This window comes from Chloracidobacterium sp. (assembly GCA_016711345.1).
Taxonomy (GTDB): Bacteria; Acidobacteriota; Blastocatellia; order Pyrinomonadales; family Pyrinomonadaceae; genus OLB17.
Window position 1 is genome coordinate 1,353,932 of sequence record JADJTD010000001.1, and the last position, 18,717, is coordinate 1,372,648.

Genomic DNA, 18,717 nt, shown 5'->3' on the forward strand with positions numbered 1-18,717 from the left:
CGATTTTATAACGATTTGAGAGAGTTTCAAAATTTTCAGAACGAAATTTGCGGTATTACCCGGATCTTAACGCGTAAAGGGCCGATCAAGCGGATATCTACTTTATCCGTCTTGACCCGCCCTATCCGTGCAATCCGCGTCAAAAGACGCTATCAATATCTAAACGCCGTCTGCGTCGGTTTGTCGCCGTTAGTGCCAAATTGGAACGCGACAAATTGTGTGTTCGAGCTGTTGTGGCGATACCATGTGCCATCCGACGGACGGAACACGCAGATGTCGGCATGACCGTCTCCGTCGTAATCGGCGGGTGCCGGAATGTCACTGGCGAGGCCGAAGATGAAATATGTGTAGAGCGAGTTGAAACTTGTCTTTGAATACCAGATACCGGTCGATGGCCGATAGACGGAAAGGTCGGTCTTTCCATCGCCATCGTAATCTGCGGGTGTTAGAATGTCGCTGCCATTTCCAAACAACTCGCCTTGGATCGAACCATTCGAGCTGTTTATCCAATACCAAGCTCCGGTCGATGGCCTAAACACCGCGATGTCCGATTTCCCATCACCATCAAAATTGGCAAACACAGGTTTGTCTTCGCTTGATCCGAATTGAATGCCAAAGAACGTACCATCCGAGCTGTTCTGCCTGTACCAAGTTCCTGTCGATGGACGGAAAACAGAAATGTCCGCCTTACCATCTCCGTCATAATCCGCAGGCGTCGGAAGATCTTCTGCTAACCCGAACACATGATACGTAACATTGCCATTCGAACTGTTAAAGACATACCAAATGCCTGTCGATGGCCGATAAACAGCGATGTCAGTCTTTCCGTCGCCGTCGTAATCCGCAGGAGCTATTTTGTCGGACCCAAATCCAAACAAAGTTCCGTAAAGCCCTGCCTGCGACTGCTGCAGATACCAAGCACCAGTCGACGGACGGAAAACTGAAATATCCGACTTGCGATCACCGTCGTAATCAAACGCCATACGTGACACCGGAGTGGTTACGACCGTTGTTGAGATCGTCTGAGCAGCATTGTTAGTTTCGTCGTATTCCAAACAGAGGTTTTCAGGATCCACGACGACATTAGCTCCCGCACTTAATAACGCGCCTAAAGACAGGGGGCGTAAAACTACGGTCAGCGTAGCCGATCCCACAACTCCTCCCTCAGAAGAAATACACCCGCCAGTGAAAGTGACGCCGTCCATATCGGCCATCGAAGTATAGCCATTTGTTCCGGTAGTGGAGACAAATGCAAACGGAACTCCGGTCGGATAGCCAAATCTCACTTTGGGACACGCAACGTCGCCAAAGGGAGGTTGGGGCCGAGGGTAATTGAACACGAGCAAAGTGTAGGTTAGATCCTGATTGACGCGGACGGGATCAGGAGAATCAGACTGACTGATCCGGAGATCATAGAACGACAAAATAGGCGAAGGTGTAACTGTAGGGGTGAACGTGTTCGTTGCCGTCGCAGTTGGGGTCGCAGTATTGGTATTGGTGGACTGCGGCGGACTTGTCGGCGAATGCGTTGCGGTTGGAGTCAGCGTGGGCGTAGGTGTGAATGTTGCTGTTGCTGTCGCTGTTGCAGTCAGTGTGCTCGTTGGTGTATTTGTCGGCGTTGCTGTTGTGACTGTCGTTATAATAGTTGCCGCCGTGTTGTTGTTTTCGTTGTCTTCGTGCCAGGTGTTTTCGGGGTCAACAACGACACTTGTGCCGAGGCTGGTGAGCGTACCTGCTGACGTAGGTGTTATCACGAGCGTCAACGTGGCCGATTGCGGCTGGCCGCCCGTAGATGACAAACAGCCTCCGGAATAGGTAATGCCGCCTACATCCGGTATCGCATTAAAACCACCTGTTCCTGATGCGCTATTAAAAGAAAATGAAACACCGCTCGGATAGCCAAACCGCACATTCGGACATGCAAAACCGCCCAAAGCACTTGGAGCATTAGTTACGGTCAAAGTATATGTCAGCTGTTGGCCGACAACGACCGGATCGGGAGAATCGGTTTGACTGACCGTTAGATCGTATTCAGGAAAAGGCGAGGGCACAACGGTTGGCGTATTTGTCGGCGTACTTGTTGCTGTCGGAGTAAATGTTGGCGTCAGCGTTGCGGTCGCTGTACTGGTCGGCGTATTTGTCGGTGTCGGATTGCCTGTATATACAACGCGAAAGATCGTTCCGCTTGAGCGGTTAAGATAATGAAGGCTGCCGTCGTTTGAAACGTGTATGTCCACCGCGCCAAAACCGATACCGCTCGCAAAGGTCGGAGCCGCGCCCGTCGCCGACGGGTTTGCAGGATCGACATATTTTATCCAGCCGGCGCAGTAGTCCGCAAAAAAATATTTGCCGACATAAGGAGCAGGAAATGTTGTGTTTGTCGGATTGTAAAAAGAGCCGCCGATGATCGTGCATTCGCTGCCGGACGACGAAGAGTAAGTGTAAACGGGGTTTGTAAAATTTGGATTAGTGCATGGAGTATTTGTGCCTTGCAGAAACCCGCCTTCGCATGTCGGCCAGCCAAAATTGATTCCGCCTCCGGCGTCGTCGATCTCTTCCCAAGTGTTTTGGCCGACATCATTGATGTACATGCGGCCCGTGCCGGGCTGCACGCCGAACGTATACGGATTTCGTAAGCCAACCGCCCAGATAGCCTGATTTAAACCCGTTGTCGAACCGGCGATGCCCGGAAAAGTAGTCGGATTATCACCGGGAATCGTTCCGTCGGAATTGATGCGGAGTATTTTGCCAAGGCGGTTATTTAGCGACTGTGCGTTTGCCGAAGAAGCATTATCGCCGACCGCGACGTAGAGTTTTCCGTCGAGGCCGAAATGTATCGCTCCGCCATTGTGATTTGTCGCGCCGCTGAGATTATCGAGGTCGAGGATCACAAGCTCGCTGCCGGCAAGAGCTACGTCCTCGTTTGCAGGATCGGCAGTGAACCGGCTGACGCGATTATGGGTCGCTGGCGTCGTCGCGGTGTAGTAAACATAGATATAACGATTGGCTGCATAGTCTGGATCAATGGCAATGCCGAGCATACCCCGTTCGCCGCTCGACGTGGTGCTCACCGACGTAAATGGCGTGGGCAGCAGTACTCCGTTTTTTATGACTCGCAATGCCCCGCCCTGCTGCGTGACAAAAATCCGCCCGTCCTGATGAATAGCAAACGCCGTCGGCGTCGAAAGACCGCTAATTGAGGTCTCCGTAAAACCCGGCGGCAAGGTCGCTGCCATGCTTTGCAAAGGCATACATATCACTATGAAAGCTATCAACAATGCAAAAATGTGGAATTTCGTTAGTGATTTTGAAAAAGAAAAAGTCAGCATACGATGGTCTCCTATATTCATCTGAGGGAGATGACCTAGCGGGGCGGAAAAGTCTAGTATAGCCATCGATACCCATAATTGTCCACAATATCAAGGATCGGTGTCGCGTCTTAACTTGATCTCTGTTTTTTTTTCGCTCGGTCTCTTTTTGCCACTTTGCGACTTTGCGGGAGGATTTTTCCCGCAAAGAAAATTCGAGTCAGTATCGTTCCTATCAACGTATTCATAATTCATCGGCATCATTTATTTTCATCGTTCTCATTTCGCGGCAGGAAAAGGCGTCGTTGAGCGATTACTCGCAGCATTGATAAACGTATTGTTAGACGACTTTTAGAATGACATTGATCGCAATGGGCGTTTGCGAGCGCGAAACAGATATTTGACGAAAAAAGAGCATTTTCAAGGTGGCTTTTTGGGGGTAAGCGATGGCTTTTTGAGGGTCTGCGATGGCTTTTTGGGGGTCGCAAAGCGGCGCTTATTCGCTTATTACCCTTAACGTACTGAATCAAAAGCAGTTGTTGGCTTTCAACATTAAAAACCTCTCCCAACCGTAAATGATCGAACGATCGAAAAAAAAAGGCGACCCGAAGGCCGCCCTTAAAAAGATCAAAGATCAAATATCAGCTATTCCTGAGGATTCGCTACGAAGTCAGCATCGGAGACATTGTCAACAAGGCTGATCACGCGGCTCGGTGCGCTGAAGGTGTAACGCTGTGAATTCACCGTTACCACATAAGTTTCACCGGTCCTAAGGCCGTCGAAAGTGAAGTAACCGAACGTTCCGGTCGTCACGACAATCGGCTCAGTGAGCGAATTGCCCGTCACGACAACCTTAGCGTTGCGAATACCTGCCCCGTCTGCAGTAATAACGCGTCCCGAAATCGACGCACCGGCAGCCGTAGCCTGGATGAACTGCAGCTGCCAGCCGCCGTTTACACAGCCGGTGATGGCGTTCACTCGTGAGAGTAAACCTGCGTCATCACGCATGTACAAGCTCCATGTACCGTTGGAGTTCGTGTTGCCAAAGTTGCCGAACAAAGTCTGGGTTCCAATGCCGCCGACGGTGCTTCCCGGTTCGTTATAAGGTGCCGGAGGTGCCGGTGCAGGGAAGACTCCTTGTCCCGGTTCCCATGTGGTTGGCTCAAATGACCCTGTCGTCAATGGTCCCGAATCAGGCAATACCTGTCCTGCTGCATCGTCGAAGGTTAGATTCACTCCAGGCGAAGCCTGCGGAAGAGCTCCGCCTGCATCAGCCATAAGAACAAATTTCTGTCCTGCCGGGCCTACCAGAAGGAAGTCCATGTTGTCCGGGAACTGATGTTGTACACCAAACAACGTAACTCGTACAGTCTGGATCTGAGTCGGTCCACCCGTGACGGTGATCGTCGAAGGATAGAGATCAGCCTGAGTGCCGAGTGTGGTACACATAGCAGCACTGTTGGCAAATACCTGTCCTACCGGCGTTCCGGTCGGTGTTGCCGTTGCCGTATTTGTCGGTGATCCTGCTGCTCCGACCGTAACGCTTCCGTTTGTCGTAAATGCCGGAGGATCGCCTTCGTTCCACGTAAATCCGGTATGGAAGATCTGATTCGGATCCGTGTAGTCCGCAAAGGTCAGCGGTGATGACGTTCCGTTAGCACCTACAACCGTGAACCTCAGATTTATCAGAGTTCCAGCTCCTGCCAAATTCGCGGCCTGGAATGCTGAGATTATGAAGTGTCCGTTGAAGGTTGCATTAGGCGTGATCGACATCGCACTGCTAAGTGTGCCCGTCACATCGAAACATGCATTTCCCGTACACGCTAGGCCGCCAGCCGGCTGTAGTACTGCAGGGTTGTAATCGATGTTTAGGTCATACGATATGATCCCGCGACCCGTAGTGTCACCGACCGTGATCGGAATCGTGATCGTCGAGCCCGGTGAAGCACTAACATTCGGCAAGGCCACCGTCACAGGCGGCGTTCCGGTCGCTGTCGGAGTCGCTGAGACAGCGAACGTCGGCGTACTTGTCGCCGTATTTGTCGGTGTAGTTGTCGATGTCGCCGTCGGCGTATTTGCTACCGGCGTGTTTGTCGATGTTGCCGTCGGGGTGTTTGTCGGCGTACCGGTCGGACACGGGGTGCCGAGCAATTCTACCGCGCTAGTGGTAGTGCTCGCCGTGTTGAAACCGGCGGCTACCAACACTCGACCATCGGGCAGCGTTCCCTGTGCATGCCCAGCTCGAGAGCCAAGCATCGGCGGGCCTGCACTGAACGTGCCGCTGCTGATGGTAAAGATGTGAGTCGCCGTGGTCGAAACACCCGCCGCGTTTGCACCGTCCGTGATCAGGAGTTGACCCGAACCATATTGCGAGACGGCTCCGTAGTTGCCGCGTAATCCCACAGTTCCTGCCGAACCGAGATTGGTCCAACTGTTTGCCACAGGATCGTAACGCAGAAGGGTGTCGGTAGTCACAAAATTGCCTGAGACGATGTTCACGCCACCGTAAACATAGATCAGTCCGTTAACCGCCGTACCATAGGTATTCGTACGAGCGTCCGGCACAACCGTTCCCGAAGACCAGGTGTTGGTTGCGATGTCGTAGATAAAGTTGGTGTTAACTCCATTGTTAAAGTCGTCACCACCCATAACGTAGAACTTGCCATTAACGACTGCTGCTGCTGCTGCTTCCTTGGCAGCGGGCATGACCGCACCGGTGGACCAAGCATTAGTAGCGATGTCGTAAATCTGCAAGGCATTGGTCACACTTGTGCCTCCTGTGAAGCCGCCGGCGACAAATATCTTGCCATTAGCCGCGCCTGTGGCAGCCTGACTGACCGGAACGGGCAGAGGTGCAACATTGCTCCAAGTATTTGTCGCTGAGTTATATCGAGATACCTGAGCAGACACAACCGGTGTTGCGTCGGCACTTTGGCCACCTGCAATATAGAGTTGGTTGTCTGATCCCAGCACTCCCTGTATGGCATAACGGGCCGGAGCTTGTGCGGGGCCTGCCTGCCAGGCGGCAGGTGTACAGCTCGGCGTTGCGGTCGACGTAGATGTGCCTGTCGGCGAGCCGATGATCGTCGAAGTAGGCGTAGGTGTAGCAGTATTTGTCGCTGTGCCTGTCGCCGTGTTCGTCGCAGTCGCACCGCCGGCGACCGTGAAGCCTCCATTCGTGATGAATACCGGCGGATCGCCTTCGTTCCATACGAATCCCGGATGGAAGATCTGGGCCGGATCCGTGTAGTCGGCAAAAGTAAGCGCCGTTGATTGCCCTGCCGAGCCTACAACGTTGAATTTCAGATTGATCAGCGTGCCCGCTCCTGCCAGATTCGCGGCCTGAAATGCCGAGATAATAAAGTGTCCAGCGAAATTGGCGTTCGGGGTGATCGACATTGAACTACTCAATGTTCCGGCAGCATCGAAACAAGCATTACCCGTGCAGGCAGTGCCGCCCGCCGGCTGTAGAACTGCCGGATTATAATCAATGTTCAGGTCGTATGAAATGATGCTGCGGCCTGTTGTGTCGCCCACCGTGATCGGGACTGTTATCAAAGCTCCTGGTGAAGCACTCACATTCGGCAGAGCCACTGTTACAGGTGGGGTGCCGGTTGCCGTTGCGGTTGCAGACGGTGCAAACGTCGGCGTGTTGGCCGGTGTGTTAGTTGCCGTTGCGGTCGGGGTTGGCGTTGGCCCGCCAACGATCGAGCAGGTAAAGTCCGCAGACTCGAATATCAACGACCAGCCGCCGGAAACCGAACCAACATTGGTCGCAGTATCGTCGACGATAAATAAATTCCAATTTCCGTTCATTGCCGCGCCGTCCGAACCGTATGCCGACGCAAGAGTCGCTGATCCACCCGGAGCAGGCAATAAATATACTGGGCCGGGAGCAGGAGCCTGAAAGGCATCCTGACCTGCATCCGCAGTCGGCTTGAACTCACCCGTGACCATTGCACCCGGAATTCCGTTCAAAGAACCATCCGACAGAGTGAGGTCTATATTAGATACAGCAGTCGCTCCCCCCTGATCTGATACGATCTCCATTTTCTGTCCGCCCGGGCCTACCAGAAGAATGTCGATATTGTTCGGTGAAGTGTGCGACAGTTGATTGAACTTAACCTTCACAATCTTGTTTCCTGACAATCCCGAAACTGCGATCGTGCTCGGATACGGCGTTGATGGGCCGTTTGTTGTTGCCGGAGCACCGTTAGGAATTGTTATAGCCGCCGAATTGGTAAATGTAGACGCCGGCACATTCGGTGCTCCAAGACGGAAGCTCCTGTTAGTGGTATTGGTGCCGGTGGGGTTTACAACATTAACCGAAACAACGTGAACACTGCCGCAAACTGCATTTGACGGCACGGTGTAGGAAATGTTATTCGTCACTGTCTGGCCGCTTGCTATGCTTCCGTAATTAACGGAGGTGCCGCCACTCACATTCACCTGAACGTTGTCGACAGTCGCTCCGGTTGTATTGGTGACCGCAACGCTCAAAAGCAGAGCCTCGCCCGGTTCTGGAAATCCGTCGTTGTCGCCAGACGAATCGCTCACAGAGAAAGGGTCTGTCGAGACCGCACCCGGAGCGAGAAAGGACTCGACAACGGTCGTTCCGTTATCCGTCGCCCCAACACCCATTCCGCGAAGAGCAAATCCCGTCCACGCGTCGGCGACGTCAACGGCGGCTTCCGGAGCTGCCGAGCTGGCCTGAGCAGCGGCGATGATGGCATCGCGTTCCTGTTGGAACGTGGGATTGACCGGCGATAGTTTCATTCCGTTAACGACTAACTGAAGCATCTTAAGATTTCCGGGAGCCTGTCCGAGCCTGTTGATAAGCTGTGCCCGAATCTCAAAAAGCATTGAAGACCAAATCTCGCCGCCGTTGTGAAATTGATCACAGGTTCCGGTGCCGCCTTGCGGAGGAAACGCTCCGTCCGAAACATTACAGCCGGTATTTATGTCGCCGGCTGTCAGTGGATTGAAAGGACGGTTCTGAGGGCCGCCTTTAAAACCGATCGGAGCATAGGGCAGACGCCGTATGCCGTAATATCCGTTACCGGTACCGATACCGAATACATTAAACGTATCGTAAGCACCGGTCGTGTAAATTCCATTGACCGGATCGGTCGGCTCGGAAAGCAGGCAGCTTCCGACGAAATCTGACCAGCCTTCACCCATGTTTCGCGCACGTTGGGTGGTAAGGCCTCCCGAATTGCCGATCAGCCGATTAGAAAGGCCGTGAGTGAATTCGTGAAGAACGACATCCCCATCGAAATCGCCGTCGCGGTTAACCGGTGTATTCAGGAAGACATACATCTGCATTCTTCCGCGGGTACCGTCGCTCGGCGTCGAAAAATTTGCGTTATTTGTTCCGCTCGAATCCTGCGCCTCGGCAGAAACCCTGTCGGCTGCGTTCCCGCCGCGTCCAAAATTATCATTTTGGAAGTTTCGAGCGGCCTCGGTGAATCCAAGTGAGTAGAGGACATCGTGATACCGGTTGGTGAAATAGAAAAGATGCGTTACTCCGCCGCTCCGCAGAGTCGGGCTCGTCGGAGCATCGCCAGGTCCTGGATTTCCCGGAGGCGGATTGTAATCGAAATTAAAGACTCGGCCACTACCGGCTTGAGCAGAATCGACGCCGTCTGTTCCATCAATATCGAGGCCGGCCCCAACATTATTGCCGTCCGTCCAGCCGTTTCCGCCGTTTGCTCCATCGGTAATCCATCCAAGATTATTCTGTCCCGGATTTGGAGCTTCGTTGCCGATGAGCGTGACATTTGTGCGAGTTTGGAACACACCTTGTGTGCCAAGGCTCGGACTCAGTGGGCCCGGTGTTATCGGTTGAGGGCTGTCGAGGGAACTTACCAGACTTGTGGTGTTTGCATACACGTTATATGTGGCAGGCTGTGTCTGGTCTTCAGTGAGGTTTTTTCTCCACAACATGGTGCCGCTGTGTGCATCGACGATCACGTAATATGCATTTACTGGCTTCCAGATGAGCACTCTCCATGCAGGAACAACAACACCAGGCTCGGTAGGGAAATACATTTTCTCAGCTGCAACGTCCCAATCGCCGCCTGCTCCGAATCTAACTTTAAGATTCGAGGATGCATCTGCATTGGGTACCGTGTCGTTCGTCTTCAATTCGTAGTTGGCGAGAGGTGCCGCATAACGAACCGCAGCACTCGCGTCGCCAAAATCGGTAGAGACGCGTTCGTAATCCAAGCCGGGAGCCAGGTTATTAATGACGCGGATCAATTCACCCTGTTTTGTAAAACCCGCCTTTACGCCGCCGCGAAATACCGGCACTCCGTGAATGAACTGTTCGAGCTCAGCCCACGAAAGATTGCCGTCAGGATTTGTATAATCTGCGAAAACATTTAGATCGTCTATCTGTCGGTCTGTCGTGCCGACAAGCGAGTTACTATCTTTAAGGAAGTTGATCAGAACGTCAGCATGTTTGTTTCCGGCAGGGCGTGTCGCGCGGGTTAAAAACGCACGTCCCTGCTCGACGTCCGTTCCGATAACCTCGGGTATGCGGATGTCCGTGTTGTATTCGACCTTTAGCTTTGGAACGCGCGTTTTTAGATAGGCCTCTCCGCGGACGAATTCATCACGAATGTTAGCCACCGACGAAGCATCTTTTCCCGATGCCTGCCGATAGCCGATCAATAGATCGCCGAGGTTGTCATCTTCGCGAATGTCGTAATTGGGCAACCCTTCTTCGTGACTTACGGTCTTTTGTATCAGACCTTGCCCTTTGCCGCCCGCTGCCTTGGTCCCATATTGATATGGCACCAAGATGATTGCTGTTATGAGTCCTAATATAAATAAACACAATAGAAGACTCCGGCGAGCTTCCGCTTTAGATCGTCCTAACATTCTTATAAATCCCTCCCAGACATTTTCACTGATTAAAAGTCCAAATTCATTGAGTTGCCGTCAAAATTAAAAACAGCCAAATCCCAAACCATCGCCAAACCGCAGCCGTTTGTGCCAATACTCTTCCCATTAACACGTTGGCTCAGGAGTTCAACGATAATTCAAAAAAGGCTGTTTGAAATGACAGTAATCTAAGTGTTTTATAACAGTTTTACGAAGCCCCGTCAATCAAGCCAGCAATTCAAATCTTAATTGTCTGTTAACATTTGCTGTTGGTCTTGTGAGGATAGAAAAAAAGGGCGGCCCAAAAGCCGCCCTTCAAAGGATCAAAATCCAATTACTGCTACTCTGCCGGATCGGCAACAAAGTCCATATTGACAATGTTATCGACCAAACTGACCACCTGGCTCGGCGTGCTGAACGTATAACGCTGTGAATTGACCGTTACGACATACGTCTCTCCCGTAGCAAGGCCGTCGAAAGTAAAGTAACCAAACGAACCCGTCGTAGCAATGATCGGCTCGACGAGCGAATTGCCCGTGACTACGACCTTCGCATTGCGAATGCCGAGTCCGTCAGCCGTCATCACACGTCCTGAAACCGACGCATTGGCTGCCGTTGATGCAAACAATTCAAGTCCCCATCCGCCGTTCACACATCCTGTGATCGCCGAAGGTGCGAACAGGTTTCCGCCATCGTCACGCACATAGAGGCTCCATACGCCGTTGCCGTTAGTGGTTCCGAAATTGCCAAGCAGTGTCTGCAATCCGGTACCGCCGACCGTGCTGCCCGGTTCGTTATACGGTGCAGCAGGTGCCGGTGCAGGGAAACTCGTCTGTCCTGGCTCCCATGTCGTTGGCTCGAATACTCCCGTTGTCAGAGGTCCCGAATTCGGCACCACTTGGCCGGCAATATCCGCAAAGGTCAAAGTCACAGGCGTCGTCAGATCTAGAACACCTCCGGCATCCGCCATCAGAATGAACTTCTGTCCCGTCGGCCCGACAAGCAGAAAGTCCATGCTGTCAGGTATCGTAGCGGCCAGATCGAACAGAGTTACTCGGACCGATCCGACAGATGACGGACCGCCTGCAACCGTGATCGTTGACGGATACGGTGCACCTGGCTGTGAGAACGTCGTGCAGATCGCTCCCGACGCACGGTAAGCACTTGCCACGTCGTTGATGTTCAGAACAGCCGTTGCCGGCGAACCAACTGCCGCTCCTGTCAATGTCAAATTGACAGTCTGAGCAGGTTCAACAAGCGTGTCGCTACAGATAGTCACATTAACCGTTTGTGTCGCCACAGTCGGGTTGAACGTTACTGCCTGAGCAACGCTGATGTAATCGACTCCCGATGTGCACGATGCTCCGCCCGTTGCCGTTCCGTTCGAGGTTGCAAAGTTCACCGTTGTCGTTCCCGAAAGATCGCCAGTGCGATTTATCGTGATTGCCGCCACCTGCGATTCATCTTCGGTATATGTTGCCGAACTGAACTGAACGGATGTTCCGGCGGGCGTTCCGGCCGGTGTCGCGGTTGACGTTGGTGTGCTCGTCGAGGTTGCAGTAGGCGATCCGCAGGCTCCGCCGAAGACCAGTGAGAATGCTCTCGCCGAACCGGTGTCGCCGCCTGCATTGTCGCTGATGTTGATCACCCAGTTGCCGTCAGCATTCTGGCCGTCAAATGCACTCAGCGGATTGTTCGGTGCAAACGTTCCCGTCGGGAATGCTGCATTCGTGTCCGCTCCGCACTGTGTCTCGATCGACGGGAAGCCTCCATCGTCATCCAGCGTCAGTTGTGCAAGGTTGTTGCTCGCACATCCGAATGTCGTTGCAGGCACTCCCGGACGGTCGTACGCTGCTACTGTCGTTCCTCCTGGTGACGTTATCCTCACCACGATATCTCCAACCCATGAATGGTTCAGTCCCGGTGTCGTAGATGCAGGGTCTGCACTCTGTGTTCCGTCAAACCGGAAGTTCAGGTCTGACACCGTTCCTACTCCGCTCACTGGTATCGTGAAGTTTGTTCCAGCAGGTACGTTGTCTGTTATCGCAACCGCAGGGCCAGTGTAGCTGGCCGTTGTTCCGCAACTCGGTGTTCCTGTCGAGGTCGCTGTCGCCGTTGCTGTGGCTGTAGCTTGTGGACTTCCCGTCGCGGTTGCCGTCGGTGTTCCCACCGGTCCGCAGCCTGATGTGATCGATACGTTATCCACTGTAAAGCTCGCCGTTCCCGTCGTCGGGCCTGTATATGTGAACAACAGGGCGTGTGAGCCTCCATTGGCGAATGCACTTACGTCGAATGTCCTAAGTGTGTACGCCGCCTCCGCTGTAGCAGGCTCCGTAAAGCTTGCGATCTGGGTTCCGTCTATCGTCACGACAAGTGTATCTGTGAACGGTGCTACCACTGTTCCGATCCTCATCTGGAAGCTCAGCGTTGCTGTACCCGCAGGGATCGTTACAGTCTGACCCATCGTCGCTGTCTCTGCTGCCGGAACTCCTCCGAACCATGCCCAGTTGTCGCCCGCAAACGGTGGAGCTGCTCCGCCGCCTGTTCCGCATAATGCTGTGTTGCACATCGGTGTGTCGAAATTCGTCGACGTCTGCACCGTCCATAATGGCCACGGTGTTCCAGCTTCGAATGTGCCGTCTGCGACCCTCTCCGAAGGAGTACACGATGGGCTCGCCGTCGGTGTTGCCGTATTTGTCGATGTTGGAGGAGGGGTTCCTGTCGAAGTTGCAGTAGGTGTCGCTCCGCCAGGCAGGATCACTCGATAAGTTCCGAGCACCACCGCGGTGGGCAAGTCAGCGAGATCATCTGCCGGGAAGTATATGTTGCCGCTAGCCGGGGCGGTCAACAGGGCCGCATACGCTGCCGGGGTGATCGTCCAGGTCCCCGCACCCGTGAATGCCAACTGGCCGGCAGTGAAGGTTGTTGTTGCTGTTGCCGAGTAGCTAAATACGTTTAGTCCCGGGTCTGTATTGTTGAGACGGAACAGCGCCGGCGTGTTGTCCGTCGGCACCGAGGCTGCCGTCAGATTGCCGCTCACCAGGGTCGTAGTGCCGAACACGAAGGTGCCTGCGTTAGCGAACATATTCTGGAAGTAGAAGCCCGTCGTTGTGCTGCCGCTGATCGTCGCCGCAGACACGCCGCTCGTCGCTGTGATCGTGATCCGGTTAGTTGTCGTAGCATCGATCACCAACAACTCACCGCTAGGTGATCCCGTCGGCGTTGCCGTTGCTGTTGCTGTTGACGTTGACGTTGCTGTCGCTGCAGGTGATCCCGTCGAGGTTGCCGTCGGAGTTCCGCATGAGGTATTACCGATAACCAGTGAGAATGCTCTCGCCGAACCGGTGTCGCCGCCTGCGTTGTCACTGATGTTGATCACCCAGTTGCCGTTCGCATTCTGCCCGTCAAACGCACTCAGCGGATTGTTCGGTGCAAACGTTCCCGTCGGGAATGCTGCATTCGTGTCCGTTCCGCACTGTGTCTCGATCGACGGCAGCCCGCCATCGTCATCCAGTGACAACTGTGCAAGATTGTTGCTCGCACATCCGAATGTTGTTGCTGGTACTCCAGGCCGGTCATACGCCGCTACTGTCGTTCCGCCCGGTGACGTTATCCTCACCACGATGTCTCCAACCCATGAATGGTTCAGTCCCGGTGTCGTTGATGCAGGGTCTGCACTCTGTGTTCCATCAAACCGGAAGTTCAGGTCTGAAATAGTTCCCATTCCGCTAACCGGAATTGTAAAGTTGGTTCCCGCTGGTATGTTGTCCGTGATCGCGACCGCTGGGCCTGTGTAGCTAAATGTCGTAACACCGCACGGTGTCGGCCCTGCAGTTGGGGTATTTGACGGTGTATTTGTTGCTGTGTTCGTCGGCGACGGACTCGGCGTTCCGGTATTCGTTGCGGTTGCCGTCGGCGTCGTCGTAGATGTCGATGACGGCGTCGATGTCGGCGTCGGTCCGCCGGTAAGGGCAAAGTTGGCGTCGCCAATATCAAAGAAAATATTGCCTACTGCTTCGACTTTTATTCGTCCAGTGGTAGTTCCTACATTGGGCATCGTTACGGATTCGGATCCGTCGTTAGCAGTGTTTGCCGCCAAGACGACTGGGAAGGTCTGGCCGCCGTCATATGATATTAAAATATTGACGTTCGAAGTGCTGACCGGAGCCAAAGTAGTATTGGCGACATCCCATGTGACAGTTTGGGTCGAGCCGGACGGATATGTAGTTCCAGCCGTATTAGGGGCAGTCACTTTAAACGGACCAGAAGTGTTGGTAACCGTAACAAGCGTATTTGAAAACTTCGTTTGGCCGATCTTCACGCCGGGAACATAAGGGTTGTTATCGCGAACAGTTAGCCTGAAATTCAAGGTTCTTGCAACCGAACTCAATGCCTCGATATTAGCGCCCGTGTCGCCGCCGGGAAATGGAGGAGTAACAAAAAGGCCTGCAAGGATGGTGGACAATCTCGGGAAACTCCTCGTCGGAGAGACTGTCGAAGGGAATGACAACCAATTCGGGCCGGTCAATTTTGTTGGAGACGCAACGCTGGCTGCTCCGGTGGTTGTCGAATTATCAGTCTGTTCCCAGTTATAAGTAATAGGATCATTTTGCGGGTCGGTTGCAACACCCGTTAGAGCAAACGCCGTACTGATCGGAATCGTAAACGGCCCGATCGGTGTAATGACAGGAGGGGCGTTGACCGTCATGACCGTTGTGACCGGACATGTTTTCGGTGCCATATTAGCCTGAATCTGCTCGATCGACGTTTCGTGGAATATGTCGATGGAATGCGGGGCCACATCCTGAGCTGTAATACCGGCATAGCCCATGATCGTGATGCCGGAACCTACTTCCTTATTACGACCGGTGCCTTCACTCGACATTGAAAACGTGTGATTTGCACCCATCTGGTGTCCGACTTCGTGAACAACATAGTCGATATCGAAATTATCGCCCTGCGGTATCCCGTCTGCAGGAGAGGTAATTCCACGTCCTTTCGTTCCATCAACACAGACGCAACCGATACAACCGGCATTTCCGCCGCCGCCCGAGGCTCCGAACATGTGGCCGATATCGTAATTTGCCTCACCGATAACCGAAGTTAACGTTGACTGCAGCTGCCCATTCCATGAACCTAATGTTGTGTATGGGTCAGTTGCCGGATCGTAATAAATTACCGCTGTTGTATTTGCGATGAGATTGAGGTGTATCGCAAGGTCTTTTTCATAGACACCGTTTGCTCGCGTTAGCGTGCCGTTAAAAGCAGCTAAAACCAAAGCTACCTGCGAAGAATTGAATGCACCAAAGAAGTTCGAATATTCGCCGTTGCATGACTGCGCCAGACGCATCGTTTTTACCTGTCCGGCGTCACTTTCCGGAACGTGGTTTTGAGGAATTTGTGAACCCATTTCGGCAAACATGTTCTGTTCTTCAGTCGAGCATGACCAGGGCAATTTGCCCTTGTCTCGTTTAGACCGGAAGACCGCATAAACTGCTCGATCCTGCGAAAACGCCTCGATGACTTCAGCTTCGCTCTCAGCTCTGAAAACTATCGTTTGAATGCCCTGTGGAGAAATGCTCAGCTTCAACATCGCATATCTGTCCGTAAGTCCCTGACCGGAAAACGCGCGAATCTCAGGAAACTGAGCCTGCAGTTTTGGTTCGAAGTTCGAAGCTTCAAATATCTCGAACCGCTCCATAAGGCCGTCGGCATTTGGCAGCGAAATAACCGTTGACGCTGCATTTCTGCTGTCGGTTATGGACATCAGCTGCTGACGTAAAGGCTCAAAGTTCAAATTAAATAATTTGAACTCGGTGGGAAAGGACGGCCTTGCGACGGCCTTGTCTTTGACAAAACTATCCGGGCTTTCATAGTTGGCGGACCAGATATTTTCCTGGGCAGACGCAGTCAAAGAAATGCCGAAGACCATAGCAACGATCAGAAAAAGTTTGCACGATGTTTTCATATTCATAATATTTTTGTTGGCTTAACGAAGGATAAACCTCACCCCTAGGCAGCATCAGTCGGTTTCACACAGCCGATGTCGAATCTAATTGTCAAGATCACAATTAGATCCAACAAAACGGTAGAAATGTACAAGAATCTAATTATTAAATACCAAAATTAGAGTCTCGCGGTCAACCCAAAAGATTAAATAATGGAAAACAACTATCTGGAAATGAGCACGACCTCTGTCAGATCGTCCTTGAGTGAGAGTATTTGAGGGATGAACTCATAGCGTTTCGACGAAACACGAATGACATAATTTTCATTGGTTGTAAGGGCAGGAAATCTAAAGTAGCCAAACGGGTTTGAGTATGCGTAAAGACGCTCGCCAGCGGCTGATGTCAAGATAGCGAACGAACTGGGAACGCCGCGACCATCGCTCCGCAACCGCAGAAGTCGGCCGGAAACCGCTGACAACCCAAATACGGGTCCGTTCGACGACGAGGCGGCGATTGGAGAGAGCGAGGTAATGAGTGCATACACTGTCTTTGTCGCAAAATTTCGCTGAGGAGCGACGGCCGTTTTGTCGTTCCATGTACCGTTTTCAAATTGGAACACCCGCACCGCATCAAAATTCGGTTGATCAATACTAGCGGGCAATGTAAGTTTTACCAGAATATTGCCCGAAAACTGAGCCGCTGTGTTGATTACACGCGGCGAACCGATAAACGACCAGCCTGATGGGAGCGGCGGCATTGAGGCGGAATTTAGAATTGACACATACGAATTGCCGCTCTGGTAAGCATTGTCAAATCGTATCGCCGTGGTTGCGTTCAATCCTATGAAAGAGTCATTTCCTTGCGAATTTAGCCCATAACCATATCGGACGACGCCAAAATTGGAAGTCGATCCGTTTACAGTGCGTCCGACTACAACGATCTTGCCGTCGGCCTGGACTGCTATTGCATTTGCATTGTCACCGCTCGTGCCGATAGGCGTTTGTAGTTTACCGTCGCCATCAAAACTTAAGTCCGGTGTACCGTCTGCATTTAGGCGGGTAACGGAAAAATCATTATTTGACCCATTGTTGCCAATTCCAACCGCGACTATCTTCCCGTCCGGTTGGATCGCTACCCCAAGTGCAATGTCGATCAACGGGCTGAATGGAACGGTAATGGAGCCGTTCGTTCCAAACGATGAATCGAGCGATCCATTTTGATTTAGACGTGCGTGCAAAAAATCATTTGGCGTTCCTCCGCTGCGAATGCATCCGGCGATAACTATTTTGCCATCTGGCTGCAATGCCAATGCAAGGGCCTCATCAGTGTCAGGACTGAACGAAAATGCGGCTATGCCGTCACTGTCAAACGTATTATCAAGAGTACCGTCGGCGTTGTAACGCAAAATCGCCGTATCAGTGCTGGCCGCTGAACGATAATATCCCGAAGCGATGATCTTGCCGTCCGGTTGGATGGCCGTATTATTCCCGACGTCATTGCCAGTTCCGACAGGCGTCACCACGATTCCCACACCATTGAATGACCTGTCGAGCGTACCGGCGGCATTCAAACGAACGACAGCAATATCAGTATCTGCGCCGTTTGACGCGGTTCCGACAGCAACGATCTTTCCGTCGGGTTGAATTGCAACAGACCGCACCATATCGTTGCCGATTCCGGCAGCAAGTATCGTCCGTCCATCGCCGCTAAATGTGTTATCAAGCGTACCATCCGTGTTGTAGCGGACAAACGCGATGTCTGTATCGTTACCGTTAGAACTCTGTCCCGCGACGATTATTTTGCCATCGCTCTGGATCGCCATGCCAAAAGTTTCGTCATTGCCTGTTCCAACCGCAGTGGTGACAATTCCATTAGAGTTTCCTGAATTACCAACAAAACTGCCGTCTAGCGTGCCGTTAGCGTTGTACCGTACGACAGCGAAATCATTGTCCACGCCATTAAACGTATAACCTGCGGCAACGATCTTTCCGTCCGCCTGGATCGCGACGGCCTGCGCCGTGGCGTTTCCCGAACCGACAGCGGTACTCAAAACTCCATTTGTACCAAAAGTCGCGTCGAGCGTCCCGCCCGAAGATGGAAACGGAATCTGAGTGCCTGAAACGCCTGTGATCGGCCCTCGAATCTCTCCAGATGGAAACGTTGTTGACCTGACATGGAAATACCACTGGCCCGCTTTCAGATCAGCCGCTTGCTGGCTGGTTACCGCAAAACTCTGAGTAAAATTCCCGGAAGGAAGATCGAAAATCACCGCTCCGGCCGAATCTTGGATCGCCGCTGTTGTCTGTTGTCCAGTCAAAGGCGTGAAAAATAGTGTGACCGTTACCTGATTTTCGGCTGTGTTCAGGAGAACTGAACCGGTGCCAACGGCGGTTGATGTGTTAGAAGGAACTACCTGTGATCCGTCAAGCGATGAAGTGAAAGTTTCTCCGGCCCATGCAGCAACATTCGCCGCAAAAAGAAACGCTAAAGACAAGAAAATCGAATATACACGCCCAGAAATAGTCATCATCTTCGGAGCAGAAAAGAAATTAGAGCAACCCTTAACTTAATTA

Annotated in this window: 4 protein-coding genes; all 4 read right to left on the reverse strand. The window is 52.6% G+C overall.

Going from position 1 to position 18,717, the window contains the following annotated elements:
* Positions 1 to 152 precede the first annotated feature (152 nt).
* Entirely contained in the window at positions 153 to 3,251 is a 3,099-nt protein-coding gene (locus IPL32_05560) for a PQQ-dependent sugar dehydrogenase (protein ID MBK8465280.1), read from the reverse strand.
* A gap of 702 nt (positions 3,252 to 3,953) precedes the next feature.
* The gene (locus tag IPL32_05565) at positions 3,954 to 10,109 is read right to left on the reverse strand and encodes a M36 family metallopeptidase (protein ID MBK8465281.1); all 6,156 of its coding nucleotides are present in this window, start codon (positions 10,107 to 10,109) and stop codon (positions 3,954 to 3,956) included.
* A 427-nt stretch (positions 10,110 to 10,536) separates the two neighbouring features.
* Positions 10,537 to 16,170, reverse strand: a complete 5,634-nt coding sequence (locus IPL32_05570; GenBank protein ID MBK8465282.1) for a proprotein convertase P-domain-containing protein — start codon at positions 16,168 to 16,170, stop codon at positions 10,537 to 10,539.
* A 197-nt stretch (positions 16,171 to 16,367) separates the two neighbouring features.
* Positions 16,368 to 18,674, reverse strand: a complete 2,307-nt coding sequence (locus tag IPL32_05575) for a CHRD domain-containing protein (GenBank protein MBK8465283.1) — start codon at positions 18,672 to 18,674, stop codon at positions 16,368 to 16,370.
* Positions 18,675 to 18,717 lie beyond the last annotated feature (43 nt).